This window comes from Cellulophaga omnivescoria (assembly GCF_001999725.1).
GTDB classification, from domain to species: Bacteria; Bacteroidota; Bacteroidia; order Flavobacteriales; family Flavobacteriaceae; genus Cellulophaga; species Cellulophaga omnivescoria.
Genome location: NZ_MDDP01000048.1, coordinates 81,322 through 98,584 on the forward strand (window position 1 = coordinate 81,322; position 17,263 = coordinate 98,584).

At 32.0% G+C, this 17,263-nt stretch carries 17 protein-coding genes and 2 tRNA genes; 8 read left to right on the top strand and 11 right to left on the bottom strand.

What is annotated here, in order from left to right; genetic code table 11:
* The first annotated feature begins 44 nt into the window (after positions 1-44).
* Entirely contained in the window at positions 45-1,427 is a 1,383-nt protein-coding gene (locus BFJ87_RS14620; protein WP_077406239.1) for a T9SS type B sorting domain-containing protein, read from the top strand.
* Between the two features lie 78 nt (positions 1,428-1,505).
* Here BFJ87_RS14620 and BFJ87_RS14625 read toward each other — a convergent pair whose 3' ends face one another.
* Both BFJ87_RS14625 and BFJ87_RS14630 read right to left on the bottom strand, forming a co-directional pair.
* A complete protein-coding gene (locus BFJ87_RS14625) occupies positions 1,506-3,008 on the bottom strand; it encodes an OmpP1/FadL family transporter (RefSeq protein WP_077406242.1) in 1,503 nt (500 codons plus the stop codon).
* A 45-nt stretch (positions 3,009-3,053) separates the two neighbouring features.
* A complete protein-coding gene (locus BFJ87_RS14630) occupies positions 3,054-4,259 on the bottom strand; it encodes a hypothetical protein (RefSeq protein WP_139344261.1) in 1,206 nt (401 codons plus the stop codon).
* 98 nt (positions 4,260-4,357) lie between these two features.
* Here BFJ87_RS14630 and proS point away from each other — a divergent pair, with 98 nt between their 5' ends.
* The 4 genes from proS (at position 4,358) to rpsT (ending at position 6,438) form a co-directional block, all read left to right on the top strand.
* Positions 4,358-5,836: a proline--tRNA ligase gene (gene proS / locus BFJ87_RS14635; protein ID WP_077406245.1), complete on the top strand. Its 1,479-nt coding sequence runs from the start codon at positions 4,358-4,360 to the stop codon at positions 5,834-5,836.
* 80 nt (positions 5,837-5,916) lie between these two features.
* Positions 5,917-5,988 (top strand) — tRNA-Glu (locus BFJ87_RS14640).
* 80 nt (positions 5,989-6,068) lie between these two features.
* A tRNA-Glu gene (locus BFJ87_RS14645) sits at positions 6,069-6,140 on the top strand.
* A 46-nt stretch (positions 6,141-6,186) separates the two neighbouring features.
* Positions 6,187-6,438 carry a 30S ribosomal protein S20 gene (rpsT, locus tag BFJ87_RS14650; protein ID WP_013621871.1) on the top strand — a complete coding sequence of 84 codons (252 nt, stop codon included), beginning with the start codon at positions 6,187-6,189 and terminating at the stop codon, positions 6,436-6,438.
* 118 nt (positions 6,439-6,556) lie between these two features.
* Here rpsT and BFJ87_RS14655 read toward each other — a convergent pair whose 3' ends face one another.
* From BFJ87_RS14655 to rho, 3 genes are all read right to left on the bottom strand, one after another.
* Entirely contained in the window at positions 6,557-7,252 is a 696-nt protein-coding gene (locus BFJ87_RS14655; RefSeq protein WP_077406248.1) for a hypothetical protein, read from the bottom strand.
* Between the two features lie 34 nt (positions 7,253-7,286).
* A complete protein-coding gene (locus BFJ87_RS14660; protein ID WP_077406251.1) occupies positions 7,287-7,919 on the bottom strand; it encodes a hypothetical protein in 633 nt (210 codons plus the stop codon).
* 123 nt (positions 7,920-8,042) lie between these two features.
* Positions 8,043-9,686, bottom strand: coding sequence for a transcription termination factor Rho (gene rho / locus BFJ87_RS14665; protein WP_077406254.1), 1,644 nt, complete (start codon positions 9,684-9,686; stop codon positions 8,043-8,045).
* Positions 9,687-9,881: 195 nt separating this feature from the next.
* Here rho and BFJ87_RS14670 point away from each other — a divergent pair, with 195 nt between their 5' ends.
* The gene (locus BFJ87_RS14670; RefSeq protein ID WP_077406257.1) at positions 9,882-10,292 is read left to right on the top strand and encodes a DUF4293 domain-containing protein; all 411 of its coding nucleotides are present in this window, start codon (positions 9,882-9,884) and stop codon (positions 10,290-10,292) included.
* Between the two features lie 60 nt (positions 10,293-10,352).
* Here the strand turns inward: BFJ87_RS14670 and BFJ87_RS14675 are convergent, their stop codons facing one another.
* The 3 genes from BFJ87_RS14675 to BFJ87_RS14685 form a co-directional block, all read right to left on the bottom strand.
* Positions 10,353-10,544 (bottom strand): hypothetical protein, encoded by a 192-nt coding sequence (locus tag BFJ87_RS14675; RefSeq protein WP_077406260.1) that lies wholly within the window; start codon positions 10,542-10,544, stop codon positions 10,353-10,355.
* A gap of 88 nt (positions 10,545-10,632) precedes the next feature.
* Positions 10,633-11,466: a helix-turn-helix domain-containing protein gene (locus BFJ87_RS14680; RefSeq protein WP_077406263.1), complete on the bottom strand. Its 834-nt coding sequence runs from the start codon at positions 11,464-11,466 to the stop codon at positions 10,633-10,635.
* Between the two features lie 159 nt (positions 11,467-11,625).
* Positions 11,626-12,120, bottom strand: a complete 495-nt coding sequence (locus BFJ87_RS14685) for a metallophosphoesterase family protein (RefSeq protein ID WP_077406266.1) — start codon at positions 12,118-12,120, stop codon at positions 11,626-11,628.
* A 138-nt stretch (positions 12,121-12,258) separates the two neighbouring features.
* On the opposite strand from BFJ87_RS14685, the gene truA reads away from it, so the two are divergent.
* Both truA and BFJ87_RS14695 read left to right on the top strand, forming a co-directional pair.
* Positions 12,259-13,014, top strand: coding sequence for a tRNA pseudouridine(38-40) synthase TruA (gene truA, locus BFJ87_RS14690; RefSeq protein ID WP_077406269.1), 756 nt, complete (start codon positions 12,259-12,261; stop codon positions 13,012-13,014).
* The gene (locus BFJ87_RS14695) at positions 13,007-14,782 is read left to right on the top strand and encodes an ABC transporter ATP-binding protein (protein ID WP_077406271.1); all 1,776 of its coding nucleotides are present in this window, start codon (positions 13,007-13,009) and stop codon (positions 14,780-14,782) included. Before truA ends, BFJ87_RS14695 begins: the two co-directional genes overlap by 8 nt.
* 1 nt (position 14,783) lies before the next feature.
* Here the strand turns inward: BFJ87_RS14695 and BFJ87_RS14700 are convergent, their stop codons facing one another.
* From BFJ87_RS14700 to folP, 3 genes are read right to left on the bottom strand one after another with little or no spacing between them, the layout of a single operon-like run.
* Entirely contained in the window at positions 14,784-15,563 is a 780-nt protein-coding gene (locus BFJ87_RS14700) for a DUF3667 domain-containing protein (protein ID WP_077406274.1), read from the bottom strand.
* Position 15,564: 1 nt separating this feature from the next.
* Positions 15,565-16,353, bottom strand: a complete 789-nt coding sequence (cdaA, locus tag BFJ87_RS14705) for a diadenylate cyclase CdaA (RefSeq protein ID WP_077406277.1) — start codon at positions 16,351-16,353, stop codon at positions 15,565-15,567.
* Between the two features lie 44 nt (positions 16,354-16,397).
* On the bottom strand, positions 16,398-17,234 hold the full coding sequence (folP, locus tag BFJ87_RS14710; RefSeq protein ID WP_077406280.1) for a dihydropteroate synthase: 837 nt from the start codon (positions 17,232-17,234) through the stop codon (positions 16,398-16,400).
* Positions 17,235-17,263: the final 29 nt, after the last annotated feature.

The following is a 17,263-nucleotide window of genomic DNA, read 5'->3' on the forward strand; positions in this document are numbered from 1 at the left end:
CTTATTATATGGTTATGTAACATCCCAACCAATGCAATATTTTTATGCGAGCACAATACAAACTAGTAGTAGGATTTCTTTTTTTTACACTAATTAGCAATGCGCAATTTACTCCAGATTGTAGGTCGTCTATACCAGTGTGCGGAGACGCACCAATTAGCGGTATAGCAGATGGCCGTGGAGATATAGATGATTTTGACCCTGATGTAATTAGGCAAACAGGTTGTTTAGAAAAGGGTAGTAATAGCTCTGCAAACATAGAAAATAACACATCTTGGTATGTTTTTAGAGCTTTAAAAGATGGTGTTATTGGGTTTGATATTTCTGCAGATACAGATACAGCTGAATGGGATTTTGCCGTGTATGGCCCAGATACAGATTGTGCCAGTATAAGTAACGGTACTGCACAGCCAGTGCGTTGCAATTATGAAGCTAACAATACAGCTTTTACAGGTTTAGGTACCAACCCAGAATCTGGTCAAGAAGGTTTTTCTTTTGTTAAAGGAAGTAAAAACACATATGATGAATTGTTAGATATAGCAGAAGGTGAAATTTATTATATTTTAATAAATAACTACAATACTAATTTTGATGGCGATCCAGAACCTTTTACCTTAACTTTTACAGAAGATGTAGATGCGTTAGATTGTACGTTTAGAGATGAGTTTTTAGGGTTAGATGTAAATGCTTGTGAAGGTGATCCAGACGTGGTTTTAAATGCTTTTAGATCTCCGGTAGGGCCAGATGTTGCAAGTGTTAGGTGGTCTGTAGATTATGATGATGATGGTACTATTGATGATCCAAATTTAGCAACAGGAACAGAATATACGGTTACTAGCCCAAATACAGGTAGGTATTTTGTAGAGATTACTACAGCTTCTGGAGCTCCGCCTACAGTTACAGATGATATTTTAATAAATTTTCACGCACCTCCAAATCCTGCTGATATTGAAATTACAGTTATAGATTATTTGGTAGATAGAAATAAAATAGAAGTTCTTGTTAATGGTACTAGTGAGTATGAATATGCTATAAATGGTGGTGAGTTTCAAGATGAAACACTTTTTCATGATGTGCCACCCGGACAAAATACTTTAATTGTAAATGATAAATATGGATGTGGCCAATCTGAAGAAATTCCGTTTTTAGTAATTGGCTATCCAAAGTTTTTTACTCCTAATGGAGATGGCGTACATGATGGTTGGAATGTATTAGGTATTGAAGAATTAGTAGATGCTAAAGTGTATATTTACGATAGGTACGGTAAACTGTTAAAACAACTAGGACCTGGAGTAACTTGGAATGGTATGTTTAATGGTAAAAAAATGCCAGAATCTGATTATTGGTTTCGTATGGAATATGCAGAGCCAGAGGAAGGTGTAATTGTAGCTAAAACTCTGCAAAACCATTTTACTTTAAAAAGGTGATAAAAAATAAATAAATTATACAACTAAAAAAAGCAGCCTATTTGGCTGCTTTTTTTAGTTGTATAATTGTGGTAAACTTTAAAAGTTTACAGTGTAACCTATAGTTACATTTGTGTTTGCTACATTTACTAAGGCTGGTGTTGTTAAGCCTGCATTAAATAGTTGTTTATTTACATCTTGCTCTGTTCTATTATAAGCTATATCTAGTCTGTTAGGTCCAAATGAGTAACCAAAACCTAAAGAAAATCCGTTTAAATCACCAATTGTATATTCATCTTCATACGGACTTTGTTCATACCTGTATCCAGCTCTTAAACTAATATCTTTAATTCTGTATTCCCCTCCAAGTCTAACTGTAGAAACAGTTCCTAATTCGTTAGATATTTCATCATTTGCAGCAGCAAAACCAGGATCGTTAGTAGGTTTAATTTCAGCCTGACTCATATCCTGAAAGCCGTAGTCTAAACTCAATAAACCATCTTTTCCAAATACAACAGCTAAACTACCAGTAACTTTACTAGGTGTTTTTATAGTGTATCTTTCATATACATTTATAATGTCAAAATTTATATAATTTATGTCATCATCAGCCAAATCAGAAGAAATACGTTGTGATGTATCATCTGTTAATCTGTACCAAGTAGGAGACTCATAACTGGCACCAACTCTTACCATATCGTTTAACTTAGCAATAGCACCCAATGCAAATGAAAATCCATTACCTTCTGTGTGTAAATAATTGTCAAAAGTAGTTCTGGTTATGTCTGTGCCTACAGTGTAACCAGTTTCTGTAAATTCTGTGTACTTGTCATAGTTTATGCTATGAAAATTTAAAGATGCACCTAAATATAAATTGTCTTGGTATTGGGTGGCAAAATCTAAAATAAATTTACTGTTATATCCTGTAGTATTTTCAAAATAGTCTTGATTAACAGTATTGTAATTTGCATTGCTTACATAGTCTATGTTATTGTCGTTAGCCTCGTCTACAGGGTCTATAATACCTCCGTAGTAACCTAAAAAAGCTTGCTGATCTACAAAACCTAAGTTTCTTCCAATATCTAAATAAGCTTCTTCTAGGTATTCTCCGTCTCTTTTTAATAAAGGTCCAAAGGGTACTCCATTAGCGTAACTTAAAAAATACTGATCTATACCTTGGTTGCTAACACCAGATATAGAAAAATTATTATCAAAATTCTGAACCAAATCATAATTTGCAGCAATGGCAATTTTTTTCCAATCAGAGTTATTAGATCTAAATACCATTACACCACCTACCTGATTAATTTCTAGGTCGTTTCTTGTAGCCTCTCTGTTGGTTCTAAAATAATTTGCATCATTACTCTTATTGTAATTAGATAGCGTTGCAGAAAATAAATGATTGTTAAAAACTGCTGCACCAGCGGGATTTGTGTTTAGAGCAGACAAATCTCCACCTAATGCTCCAAAAGCACCACTCATACCTTGGTAGCGAGCTGTACCAATAAGGTTTTGTTGGTTATATTGTAGTACATCGTTTATATTTTGTGCACTAGCAATAGTACATACCAAGCCAAACGCTAAGGCGATATAATTTTTCATCCTTTGAGTTTTATAATTAGTTTTTATATTTAAAGTAATAAAGTATTATCTACCTCTACCTGAAGATCTACCTCCAGAAGATCTACTGCTGCTGCCAGAAGATGACCTGCTGCTAGAAGAAGAACTTCGTGCAGATGAAGATCTAGAAGAGCTACTACTCCTTGTTGTTGTGCCCGAACTTCTTGAGCTACTTCCAGAACTTCTGTATGTTCCAGAACTTCTTGAAGAAGAAGATGGCCTAGAGTAGGTAGAGCTGGATCTAGATGATCTTGTTGTTCTAGTAGTTGTTGGTCTAGTAGAACTACTATTGCTACTTCTGCTATACGTGTTTCCTCTGTTATAAGTATTAGTTCTAGAGTTACTGTATGTTGGTTGTGTTCTGGTAGTACGACTAGTTCTATATGATCTATTACGATCTATACCATCTACACTAACATTAGACCTGTTACTATAAGTATTAGATGATCTGTAAGTAGTACTTGTTCTAGATGATGCTGCAGATTTCCCAGATCTGTAACTAACATTAGATCTAGATATACCTGTATTTACGTTAGATCTTCCAGAGCGAGAATAAGCATATCTACTATTACCGTAAATTATGTTGTCATAACGACCTCTTCTGCTGTTGTTAAATGCATATGAATTTCTTCCGTAATTGTTATAGTATCTATTGTAATAAGGATTGTAAAACCTTCGGTTGTAATAGTAAGGATTTCCCCATCCAAAACCATATCCATAACCAAAACCATCCCAGCCCCAGCCAAATCTGCTGTAGCCTCTATATCTCCAGTTGTTCCATCCCCAATAAGGACTTCCCCAGTTGTTGTAAAACCCAAATCCGCCATATCCATATCCCCAAGGGTCATAAAAACCACCAAAGTTTCCCCATCCGTTATCATGAATGTTAATACTTACTTGCGTAGCATTATCTCCCCAACCTGGATTTCCGTTATAATTGTTTTCTACATCTCCTTCTTGCACATCACTATAATAGCTATCTACATCTGTAAAGACTTCTCCATCTAACAGAGCATTATAATCATTAGCTTGTTCACCAAAAAAGTCTTGGTATTCACTATTGTTATTTGCAGGAGCTTGTTCTACAGTTTGTGTTGTGTTGGTAGAGTATATACCATCATTGTCATAATAAGATGCTTCTTGGTAAGAACCACAAGAAACAATTAATGAGCCAACTAAGATGCTAAATGCAACTTTTTTTATTTTCTGGATGGATTGGGAATGTATCATCATATTAAATTTAATTGTTGTACAATGTAAAAATAGTTAGTTTTGTCGAACTATAATTTATTTATTGATAAAAACACAATATTTGTGCCAAACTACTAATAATGAGCAAGAAGTTAACTAAAAGAGCCGAAGATTATTCCAAATGGTATAATGAACTAGTTGTAAAAGCAGATCTTGCTGAAAATTCAGCTGTTCGTGGATGTATGGTTATAAAGCCTTACGGATATGCTATATGGGAAAAAATGCAAGCAGAGCTAGATAGAATGTTTAAAGAAACAGGTCATGAAAATGCATACTTTCCTTTATTTGTTCCTAAGAGTTTGTTTGAAGCCGAAGAAAAAAATGCAGAAGGCTTTGCGAAAGAATGTGCTGTTGTTACACACTACAGATTGCAAAATGATCCTGATAAACCAGGGAAATTAAGAGTAGACCCTAATGCAAAGTTAGAGGAGGAGTTAGTAGTGCGCCCAACTAGTGAGGCTATTATTTGGAATACATATAAAGGTTGGATACAGTCTTACAGAGATTTACCATTATTAATAAACCAATGGGCTAATGTTGTACGCTGGGAAATGAGAACAAGGTTATTTTTGCGTACAGCAGAGTTTCTTTGGCAAGAAGGACATACGGCACACGCTACAGAACAAGAAGCCATAGCAGAAGCAGAACAAATGATGGATGTATATGCTGATTTTGCTCAAGACTTTATGGCAGTACCTGTAATTAAAGGCTTAAAAACTCCAAGCGAACGCTTTGCCGGAGCTGTAGAAACATATTGTATAGAAGCCTTAATGCAGGATGGCAAAGCATTACAAGCGGGTACGTCTCACTTTTTAGGACAAAATTTTGCAAAAGCTTTTGATGTTAAATTTGCATCAAAAGAAGGAAAGCAAGAATACGTTTGGGCTACTTCTTGGGGAGTGTCTACACGTTTAATGGGAGCTTTAGTAATGACGCATAGTGATGATAATGGGCTGGTTTTACCTCCTAAATTAGCGCCAATACAAGTTGTAATTGTTCCAATTTATAAAGGAGATGAACAATTAGATGCTATTTCTGAAAAAGTAAATCCGTTAGTAAAGGAACTTAAAGCTAAAGGGATATCTGTTAAGTTTGATAACAGGGATACACACAAACCTGGATTTAAATTTAACGAGTATGAGTTAAAAGGTGTTCCTGTACGTATAGCCATAGGAAAAAGAGACTTAGAAAACGGAACATTTGAAATAGCACGTAGAGATACTTTAGAAAAGCAAATAGTTAACGCAGATGAAGTGGTTGCTAAAATTGAATTTTTGTTAGATGATATTCAAAAAAATATTTACAAGAAAGCAGCAGACTACAGAGCCAACCATATTACAGAAGTAAACTCTTATGATGAGTTTAAGGAAGTTTTAGAAAGCAAAGGTGGATTTATATCTGCACATTGGGATGGTACGGCAGAGACAGAAGAAAAGATTAAAAATGAGACAAAAGCAACCATAAGATGTATTCCTATGGATGCAAAAGAAGAAAATGGGAGTTGTATGCTAACTGATAAACCCTCTAAAAACAGGGTGTTATTTGCAAAAGCATATTAATTTTAAAAAAAAATTGACTTAGGTGTTGCAATAATTAAAAATAGTTGTATTTTTGCATCCGCAATACGCAAAAAGTTAATGGTCCGTTCGTCTAGGGGTTAGGACGCCAGGTTTTCATCCTGGTAACAGGGGTTCGATTCCCCTACGGACTACAAGTTCTTAAATGAAGTATAGTTTTGAAATTAAATAAAGTTTTCTTTATTTTGCACTCCACTATACAAATAGTAATAATGGTCCGTTCGTCTAGGGGTTAGGACGCCAGGTTTTCATCCTGGTAACAGGGGTTCGATTCCCCTACGGACTACAATTTTTGGGTGGAAGCCCGTTAAAAACATAATAACAAAAATAAAATGGCAAATCACAAGTCAGCATTAAAAAGAATAAGAAGAAACGAAGCAGCGCGTGTACGTAACAAGTACCAACACAAAACAATGCGTAATGCATTGAGAAAGTTACGTGCTGAGGAGGATAAGAAATCTGCCGAAACTATGTTGCCTACAGTTATTAGTATGTTAGACAAGTTAGCTAAGCGTAATATTATACACGCTAACAAAGCATCTAACCTAAAAAGTAAATTAACTAAGCAAGTAGCAGCTTTATAAGCTATACTTTTTTTAGTAAAAATAGTAAAAGCGCTCTTTTTTAAGAGCGCTTTTTTAGTTTATCTAAAGATTTAAAAGTATGTTTATTAAATTAATATACAGTATTTGTTATTATACTTTATTCTTTTATTAATTTACGCCTCATTTTAATAAAGCCAATAATAAAGCAACAATACATTAAGGGTATTAAAAACAAATGCAATCTTCTAATAAAAATATAGCTTTCTTGGTTTTGTATTATTCTAAAATAATAAGATAGTCTTATAGGGAGAAACCCTGTGTGGAACAAAAGTAAGCCCCAGCTTAACCAAAATAAGAAATTTTTTGTTGGGTCTTTTTTATTTTGATGCCAATCTATTTGATTTAGGTAGACTAAGGTAATTAATATTAGAAAAAAACATCCAAATGAATGGGTGAGTACATGGCTTTCTAGTTGTATATCTTGATAAAATATATTTAAAATACTAATACAGCAGAAGAGAATAATAACTGTTGTGGTTACTATTTTTAAAGTCTTTTTTTCTAAGTATAGTTTGTAGATGTATAGAAAATAAAGAAAATAAATTATATCGTAAATATTGTAAAGTAAAATATTGTTTTTAGTATAGAATTTATTGATTGATATATTAAATAAATCTGGATAAGAGCTAATTAAAAATCCTAAAACCTCGTTTAAAAGAGTGTAGGCAATTAGTATTGGAAAATATTTTAAATATGTATTATAGTAATTTGGATAGCGCCACAATGCAATAACTAGTGTTATTGCATAAAATGGCTCTGCTATATTTTCTAGTAAATTATCTATTAATGTCATTTTTTTTGTTGGAAACTAAGTATACTTACTAATCCTAGTACGGAGGAGGAACCATATTGGAATGATTAAGAATTAAACTTTGTTCTTCATCGTCATTAAAAAATGAAATCTTTGGAAAAATAGATGCTTCTTCCGTTGTTGATTGTTTAGAAGGCTGTAATAAAAAATTATCTTTTAAAATTTTAGCCTTGTATGTTTTGCCATTTGTAATTACAGAAAATGGATAATCTTTACCATTTACTGTGGTAGTAGGTGCTATAAAAAATGTGTTTTGTCTTGGGTGTTTATATTTGCTATCCTTAGGGTAATTTCCAAAATAAAAACGTACGTTGGTAATTTCTACATTTGCTTTTTTTGCTTCTTGTTCTATAAAAGCAATGTAGTTTTTTAAGGTTATAAGATCGTAATAGCCATATCTGGCAACATCAAAAGAGGAGTTAGGGTCTACTTCATTGTCTTCAAAATCTTTAATGAGGGTAGCTCTTCTTTTGGAGTAGTCATCAAAAAGAGTTTGAGCCTTTTTGGTGGTAATTATTTGTGTAGGAGGTTTTACTTCTTTAACAGGCTCTGGATGTTCTTTCTTTTGCTCTTTAGGATTATTGCAGTTGCTAACAATAAGTAATGCTAAGGGTAAAATAAAATAAAATGCTTTTTTGTTGGTGGTCATAACTATTGGATTTTAAGGTCGCATAAATATAGTCACTTTTTTATAGTATTCTGAAAATCAAATAATAAAAAATCCTACTAAAATTAATTAGTAGGATTTTTTATTATAGAATAGAGGTTTTTGTTATTGATTCATTGTCAATAAAAACTCTTCGTTATTTTTAGTTTGTTTAATACGTTGTTCTATAAACTCCATAGCTTCAACAGGGTTCATATCGGCTAAGTATTTACGTAAAATCCACATACGTTGTATTGTGTTGTCATCTAGTAACAGATCATCTCTACGGGTACTAGAAGATGTAAGGTCAATTGCAGGGAATATTCTTCTGTTAGATATTTTACGGTCTAACTGAAGTTCCATATTACCAGTACCTTTAAATTCTTCAAAGATTACTTCATCCATTTTAGAGCCTGTTTCAGTTAGTGCGGTTGCAATAATGGATAAAGAACCACCATTCTCTATATTACGTGCAGCACCAAAGAAACGTTTTGGTTTGTGTAGTGCATTTGCATCTACACCACCACTTAATACTTTACCAGATGCAGGTTGTACCGTGTTGTATGCTCTTGCCAAACGCGTAATAGAATCTAGTAAAATAACAACATCATGGCCACATTCTACTAGTCTTTTCGCTTTTTCTAAAACAATATTTGCAACACGTACATGTTCTACAGCTTCTTTATCAAAAGTAGACGCTACAACCTCACCACGTACATTACGTTGCATATCTGTAACCTCTTCTGGGCGTTCATCTATCAATAAAATAATTTGATAAACTTCTGGGTGATTTGCAGCTATAGCGTTTGCAATATCTTTTAATAGCATTGTTTTACCAGTCTTTGGCTGGGCAACAATCATACCACGTTGTCCTTTACCAATTGGAGAAAACAAATCTATAATTCTGGTAGAAATTTTACTTTGCTTGTCTGCAAGGTTAAATTTTTCTTGAGGAAATAATGGTGTTAAATGCTCAAAAGACACGCGGTCTCTTACAACTTGTGGGTCTATACCATTAATTTTATTTACCTTAATTAGTGGAAAGTACTTTTCGCCTTCTTTTGGAGGGCGCACATTACCTAAAACCGTATCTCCTGTTTTTAATCCAAATAATCTAATTTGTGATTGTGATACATAAATATCATCAGGAGAAGAAAGGTAGTTATAATCAGACGATCTTAAAAAACCATAACCATCTTGCATAATATCCAATACACCTTCACTGGCAATAATGCTGTCAAACTCAAATTCAGGTTCTCTGTACCTGTTTTTTAAGTCCTTATCAAAGTTACTTTTATCTCTTTGATTTTTTTGGTGCTGTGGTTTTTTATTTTTGTGCTGATTGTTATTTTTTTGCTGCCCTTGTTGTGGTGAATTTCTTTGAGGTGATTTTTTTTCTGGACTAGCTGCAGGTTTTGTATTTTTTGTAGAAGGTACTTTTTTAGCTACAGGCTCTTTAGTAGTTTCTTCTGTAGTGGTAACTTCTTTAGCTTTTGGCTTTGGTTTTTCTCTTAAAACACGTTCTCTTTTAACAGGGCGTGGTTTTGGTTTTTCTGCAGGTTTGGCTTTGGCAACAGGTTTTGCATCTGGTTTTTTAGGTTCTTTAACAACAACTTCTTCTACTGCTTTAGGGTTTGCTGCTTGTACATCTAGTATTTGGTAAACCAAATCTAGCTTTTTTAATGTTTTAAACTTAGGAACATTTAAACCTTTTGCAATATCCTGTAACTCAGGAAGCTTTTTTGCTTTTAAATCGGAAATCTCAAACATGTAATGTTGAATAAGTTATACTTTGTTGAAAAATATGAAATCTTGAAGTGTGTAATTTGGGTACTTATTTGGACTTGAAAGTCCCTGTCGGTAAGCGATATTACTAATATTCTGTAGCAATATTACAAATTATTTTTAATATTTCATTGATAAATCTTAAAAAGACGCTATTTTTGTTTTTTCAAAGAAAGATAAATGATACAAAGAGTACAAACTGTTTTTTTATTAATAGTAGTTGTTTTGGCAGCTGTGCTTCCTTTTTTTGCTAGTTTGTGGACATTAGATAACGGTACAGTTATTTTTGCTAAAGATGAAATGTATATTTCTGTAGCTTTTTATGTGTCTGCTATTTTGGCTTTTATTGCCATTTTATTGTTTAAAAATAGAAAAAATCAATTTGTGGTAAACAGATTGAATATGATATGTAATCTTTTTATACTAGGATTTTTCGTTTCCCGATCACTAAACTTATCCGGAGAAACTGTTGTTTCTGAGAAGGGTATTGGGATGTTGATTCCACTATTTTCTATCGTATTTTTAGTGCTAGCCAATAGGTTCATTAAAAAGGATGAGGATCTTGTAAAATCTGTTGATCGTTTGCGTTAAACCTAACATCTTAGTTATATTAGTGCGTAAAACCCGGGGTTGTTCCCGGGTTTTTTTATGTTATAACTGTATATTATCAAACAATATTACTTGTCCATTTTCGGGGTCAAAGTAAATAGTTATTTCCTTTTCAATATTATTTACAGTGGTGTTGTAAGTCCATACATTTGTAATTGCTCCTTTTGTAGGAGATCCAAAGAGTTTTAAAATTTCGGTTTTACTTTTACCAATCAACTGAGTTTCATCAATCATATATATTTATAAATTTAGGTTTGGTTTTGTAAATATATATATAGGTTACTGTATAAAAGTATCAAAATCAAACCATAATATATAAAAATCAAAGAATTACGGCTCTGTACTCTAAAGGAGACTTACCGGTATTACTTTTAAAAAATGAACTAAAGTTGTTAGGGTATTTAAAACCTAAGCAATATGCAATTTCTGATATGTTTAAATTGGTATTGTAAAGCATATTTTCTGCTTCTGCAGTAATTTTTTCTTTTATGTGTGTAGATGTAGATTTGCCTGTTATGCTTTTTACAGAATCATTTAAATGATTTATATGTACAGCCAAATTATCAGAAAAATCTTTAGGTGTTTTTAGTAATATAGGGTTGTTAATATTCTTAATTGGAAATTGTCTATTTAATTGTTCAAAAAATAAAGATGTAATTCTAGATGCTGCACATTTAATCTCAACATTAGCAGATTCTGGTTCTAGTTTTAAAGCTTCATGAATTAGTAGACTTATATAGTTACTGGCAACAGCTTCTTTATTAACGTAATTCGTATTTAACTCTAATTGTATTTTTTTGTAAATGTTTGTAATATTTTGTTCTTGCTCTTTATTTACATAAAAAATATTTTTAGCACCTAGTTTAAAAATAGGACATTTTTTTTCTAAATCGGTTGTGTTTTCTGCTAAAAACGTTGGATTAAATAAGCAAGAATAGCCTATTTGCTCTTTAGATATAGGTTCCCAATTATAAACCAATAGCGGGTTGGTAAATACCAAAGCTGTTTTATTAATTGTAACTGTTTGTGTAGGATAATGTAATTTGCTTTTAGGGTGTATAATGCAAATTTTATAGGCATCCTTTATGTTTTGTATTGTTGGGTCTGCTTTATAGGTCTCTAAATCTACAACAGTGATTTTAGGGCTATTAATCATATATATGGGGAAATATTTGGTTAATAATGTAGGTTTGTAATCTGTATGTTTAGTAAATATAAGGAAAGATTAACAAGATTAAAGTAGTTAACAGTGTGTTATTGTAGTTTTTTTAACACTTTTAACATATTAATTTTATTAAATTAAAGAAAGAAGAGATTATTTTTTACCAAGTTCTATAACTTCTAAATCTTTAATGTCTTCGCCATTTATAGTAAAACGTAACATTGTACGCACTTGATGAAAACCGTGTTTACCGCAAGCACCTGGATTCATATGTAATAAATTTAATTTTTTATCAAACATTACTTTTAAAATGTGTGAATGTCCGCTTATAAAAATTTTAGGAGAATTTACTTTTATTTCCTCTCGTATACGCACATTGTACTTATCTGGGTAACCGCCAATATGGGTAATCCAAACAGCCACTTTTTCACACATAAATTTATTGTCTAGCGGAAATTCTAGTCTAGCTTTATCATCATCAATATTACCGTATACGGCTCTTAAAGGTTTTAATTTTTTAATTTTGTCTGTAACATTTAAGTTTCCAATATCGCCAGCGTGCCAAACTTCATCAGCTTGCTTAACATATTTTAAAATTACATCATCAATATGGCCGTGTGTATCAGACAGTAATAAAATTTTTGTCATTCTAAATAATTAGTTGTTATAAAATTAAAAAAGAAGAATAGCGTAATTTAATTTAAAATTAAAGTAATACGGTTTACTGTCTGCTAAAATCTTACTTATATTAAGTATCTTTGTGGTTTACAAAAATAGGAATTCAATTTGAGATATTTTGTAGCATTTTCATACTTTGGAGCAGCATACCATGGTTGGCAAATACAACCAAACGCTAATACTGTGCAAGAGGAGTTAGAAAAAGCATTTAGTACGCTTTTAAAAGAAAAAATTTCTTTAATGGGAGCTGGTAGAACAGATGCAGGCGTACACGCTAAGCAAATGTATGCTCATTTTAATGTTGCTCCAATAGTTAATATACAAGATTTAATGCGTAGGCTAAATTCATTTTTACCTGATGATATTGCAGTGCAAAATATTTATGAGGTTCCTGATGATGCTCATGCTAGATTTAATGCTACAGAACGTACGTATGAGTATTTTATTAGTACACAAAAAGACCCGTTTTCATTAACAACAACCCATTTTATTAGGCAAAAGCTAGATCTTGATAAAATGAATAGTGCAGCACAATTGCTTTTGGGTAAACAAGATTTTGAATGCTTTTCTAAATCTAAAACAGATGTTAAAACCTATTATTGTACTGTTAAAAAAGCTATATGGGAGCAAAAAGAGGATAAATTTGTGTTTACAATTACTGCAGATAGATTTTTGCGTAATATGGTAAGAGCCATAGTTGGTACTCTTTTAGATGTAGGAACGGGTAAAATTAGCATAAACCATATAAACACTATACTAGCTAGTAAAAGTAGGGCAGAGGCAGGAACCTCTGTACCGGCAAAAGCATTATATTTAACGCAGGTTTTGTACCCAGATAATATTATCAATATAAATAATGGCTAATACAAAAAAAGAATCAGGAAAAGCATTTGACTACACATTGTTAAAGCGATTGCTTACGTTTACAAAACCGTATAAACTAACTTTTTATGGTGTAGTAATAGCTGCAATATCTTTATCTGCATTTGCGGTTTTAAGTCCTGTTTTATTAAGACAAATTGTTAATACAGCTTTAGAAAATAAAGATTCAGGATTATTATTAAACATTATTGTTTTAATGTTAGTGGTTTTGGTGTTAGAAGTCACAAGTCAGCTTTCCTTTGTTTACTATGCAAATTGGTTGGGAGAATCAGTTATTAAAGATATTAGAATAAAACTATTTAAGCATATGCTTAGTTTTAAAATGAAATATTATGATAATTCATCAGTAGGTTTACTAGTAACACGAGCAGTAACAGATATACAGCGTATTGGAGAAATCTTTAGTCAAGGTTTTTTTATGATAGTATCAGACCTATTAAAAATGGTTGTAGTTGCATGCGTTATGCTTTTTTATAGTTGGAAATTGGCACTTATAGTTTTTGCGATTATGCCAATAATAGTTTACGCAACGCGTGTTTTTCAAAAAGCTATGAAAGTTGCTTTTATAGATGTAAGAGCACAGGTATCTAACTTAAACACATTTGTACAAGAGCGTTTAACAGGAATGAAAATTGTTCAGTTTTTTAACAGAGAAAAGGTAGAACAAGAAAAATTTAGAGTAATAAATGAAAAGCACAGAAATGCTTGGTTAAAAACAGTTTGGTACAACTCTATCTTTTTTCCAATTGCAGAAATTGTTTCATCTGTAGCCATTGGTTTAATAGTGTGGTATGGTGGCTTGCGTGTTATATTAAATAATGATATTACTGAGTTAGGTACTATATTTATGTTTATACAACTATCTCAAATGTTGTTTAGGCCATTAAGGCAAATAGCAGATAAGTTTAATGTATTACAAATGGGTATGGTTGCTGCAAATAGGGTATTTGCAATTTTAGATAAAAAGGACACTATTACCAACGAAGGGTCTTTTGAAAAAGATGAAATAAAAGGAGATATATCTTTTAAAAATGTACACTTTGGTTACGTGGAAGGAGAAGAGGTGTTACACGGTATTTCTTTTGATGTAAAGGCTGGTGAAACAATAGCTATTGTTGGTGCTACAGGAGCAGGAAAATCTACCATTATAAATTTACTAAACCGTTTTTATGAAATAAATTCTGGTGAAATTTTGGTTGATGGTGTAGATATTAAAGATTACAAGTTAGCCTCATTAAGAGATAAAATAGCGGTTGTATTGCAAGATGTATTTTTATTTGCTGATACCATAGAAAATAACATTTCTTTAAAAAATGAAGATATAACGTTAGACACAATAACTCAGGCAGCACAAGAAATATCTGTGCACGATTTTATTACAAGTCTTCCTAATAATTACCAGTATAATGTAAAAGAGCGTGGTACAATGCTATCTAGTGGACAACGCCAATTGCTAGCCTTTTTACGTGCTTATGTAAGTAACCCAAGTATTTTAATTTTAGATGAAGCTACATCTTCTGTAGATACATACTCAGAGCAATTAATACAAAAGGCAACGGAGAAAATTACGCAAGGCAGAACATCTATTGTTATTGCACACCGTTTGGCAACTATTAAAAAAGCAGACAAAATTATTGTAATGGATGCAGGTAATATTATAGAAAGCGGTTCACATAAAGAGTTACTTAAAAAAGGCGGTTATTATTACAACCTTTATCAAGCACAGTTTGTAGCAGAAGATGTAGCTTAAATTATTTAGCAGGAACAAAATCTGCAGGATTAAAATGGCCTGTAACCATAGCAACTATCATTATAAAAGTTACTGTTCCTATGAATATAGTAGATAGTATTCCTATAAATAACACTGATTTGTAAGTTATTTGCCAAGCAGAGTACTTATTTAACTTTTGTTGTACGTAAATAAAATATAAAATTAAAAATAGGGTTAGCAGTAAGCTATAGTCAGAATAGTATTGTGGAAAAGAACTAATCACGAGCATACTTGTAAAAAAAGATAAAATACTCCATTGAGCTAAACTATAAATTACACTAATAGTATATTCTGCTAGTATGTGTTTTCTTTTGTTTAATGTAATGAGTCCTACAATTAAAAAAACAGGTATGTAGCTTATAAAAAATAAGGAGGAGTAATCATACAGTACATCTGTCATTTTTTTAGTAAACTCAGGATTCATTCCTTGGTTAAAAGCATCAAAATCCATTTCAAAATCAAAAACCTTGCGCATAAAAAACATTAAAAAACCAGCTAACATTAGTGCAATACCAAAATAGCTAATGGGGTTAACGTATTTTCTTCTTGTGCCATTTACATAACCATTTATAACAATATCAGGTTTTGTAAATAAATGTAAAAAAGTGCGTAAAAAAGTATTGTCTAGGTTAAAGTAGCGCTCTGTAATGTCACTAAGTAAATTTTTAATAGTAAGTCTATTTCTAATAACTTTTGCACCACAATCTGGACAAAAAGAATAGTCTGTTTGTAGACTATTTGCACAATTTTTACAATTCATTTTAAGATATTAAGTCCTCTTTAATAAGACTCGTAAGTTCGTCTAAATCTTTGTAAAGTACAAACTCTCCGTTTTTTATGTAAGATATGGTGCCAGTTTCTTCACTAACAACAAGTGCTAAACTATCGGTTTTTTCTGTAATACCAACTGCAGCTCTATGTCTTAATCCAAAACGTAATGGTATGGTACGCTCTTGCGAAACTGGTAGTATTACTCTGGTAGCAACAATGGTATTGTTTTCTACTATGGCAGCACCATCATGTAACGGACTATTTTTATAAAAAATACTTTCTAATATAGGTTGGGTAATTTCAATATTCATTTTATCTCCAGTACTTTTAACAAAATCTAAGGAGTTAGTGCGTTCTAAAACAAGCAATGCTCCTGTTTTAGATTTACCCATTTTATCACAAGCATTCACTATGGCTTCTACATTGGTATCTGTAGTCATAGCTTCTTGTTTTAAAAATTTAAAGTGTTTTATAAAATTACGTTTTGTGGCAAAATTAGTAGAACCTATCATTAGCAAAAACTTACGCAACTCCTGCTGAAAAACAATAATTAAAGCAATTAAGCCAATGTTCATAAACCCGCCAACCATACTGCTAATCATTTTCATATCTAGCAATTCGGTAAGTTTCCAAAGTGCCCAAACAATTACAATACCTATAAAAATATTAATAGCAACAGAGCCACGTACTAGCTTATATATGTAGTAGAGTAGTACAGCCACCAATATAATGTCTATAATATCTGTTATTTTAAAATCAAGAAAATTTAGAAAATCCAAGTAAAAGGGTTTTTGTAAAATTATAAAAAAAATGAGTAATTAAATTATAAGGTTTCATTTAACTGTAAAGCAGTATAAAGAGTAATACATTCTATAGCCTCCTTAACATCATGTACTCTTAAAATATTAGCTCCTTTTGTTAAAGCAATAGTGTTTAGTGCAGTTGTACCATTTAGAGCATTATTAGCAGTGGTGTCTAAAGTTTTATAAATCATAGATTTTCTGCTAATACCTGCAAGTATAGGTACATTCATTGTTTTAAAAAGGTCTAAGTTTTGTAAAATATTAAAGTTTTGTTCTGTAGTTTTTGCAAAACCAAAACCAGGATCAACTACTAAGTCTATAATACCTAAAGCTCTTGCTTGGGCAAGTTTTTTAGCAAAATACTGTTTTATATCTAAAGTCACATTGGTATATTCTGTTAGTTGTTGCATAGTTTCTGGAGTACCACGCATATGCATCATAATATAAGGCACTTTGTATTCTGCAATTACGCTCATCATTTTATCATCTAAAGCACCAGCAGAAATATCGTTAATTAATGCAGCTCCATTTTCTAAACACGCTTTAGCAACAGCACTCCTAAAAGTATCAATAGAAAGTAAAATACCAGGAAACTTTTTAACAAGTAGTTTTATAACTGGTACAATACGGTTAATTTCCTCATCAACAGAGATGTTAGTTGCATTTGGTCTAGAGCTATACGCACCAACATCTATAAAAGTAGCGCCATCTGCAAGCATTTTATCAACCTTGGTTACAATGTCGTTTTCATCTTTATAGCTTCCGCCGTCATAAAAAGAGTCTGGCGTTAGGTTTAATATCCCCATTACCTTAGGTGTAGATAGGTCTATTAAATTTCCGTTGCAATTAATTGTCATACTGTGTGTTAAAATGATTTTTATCGACT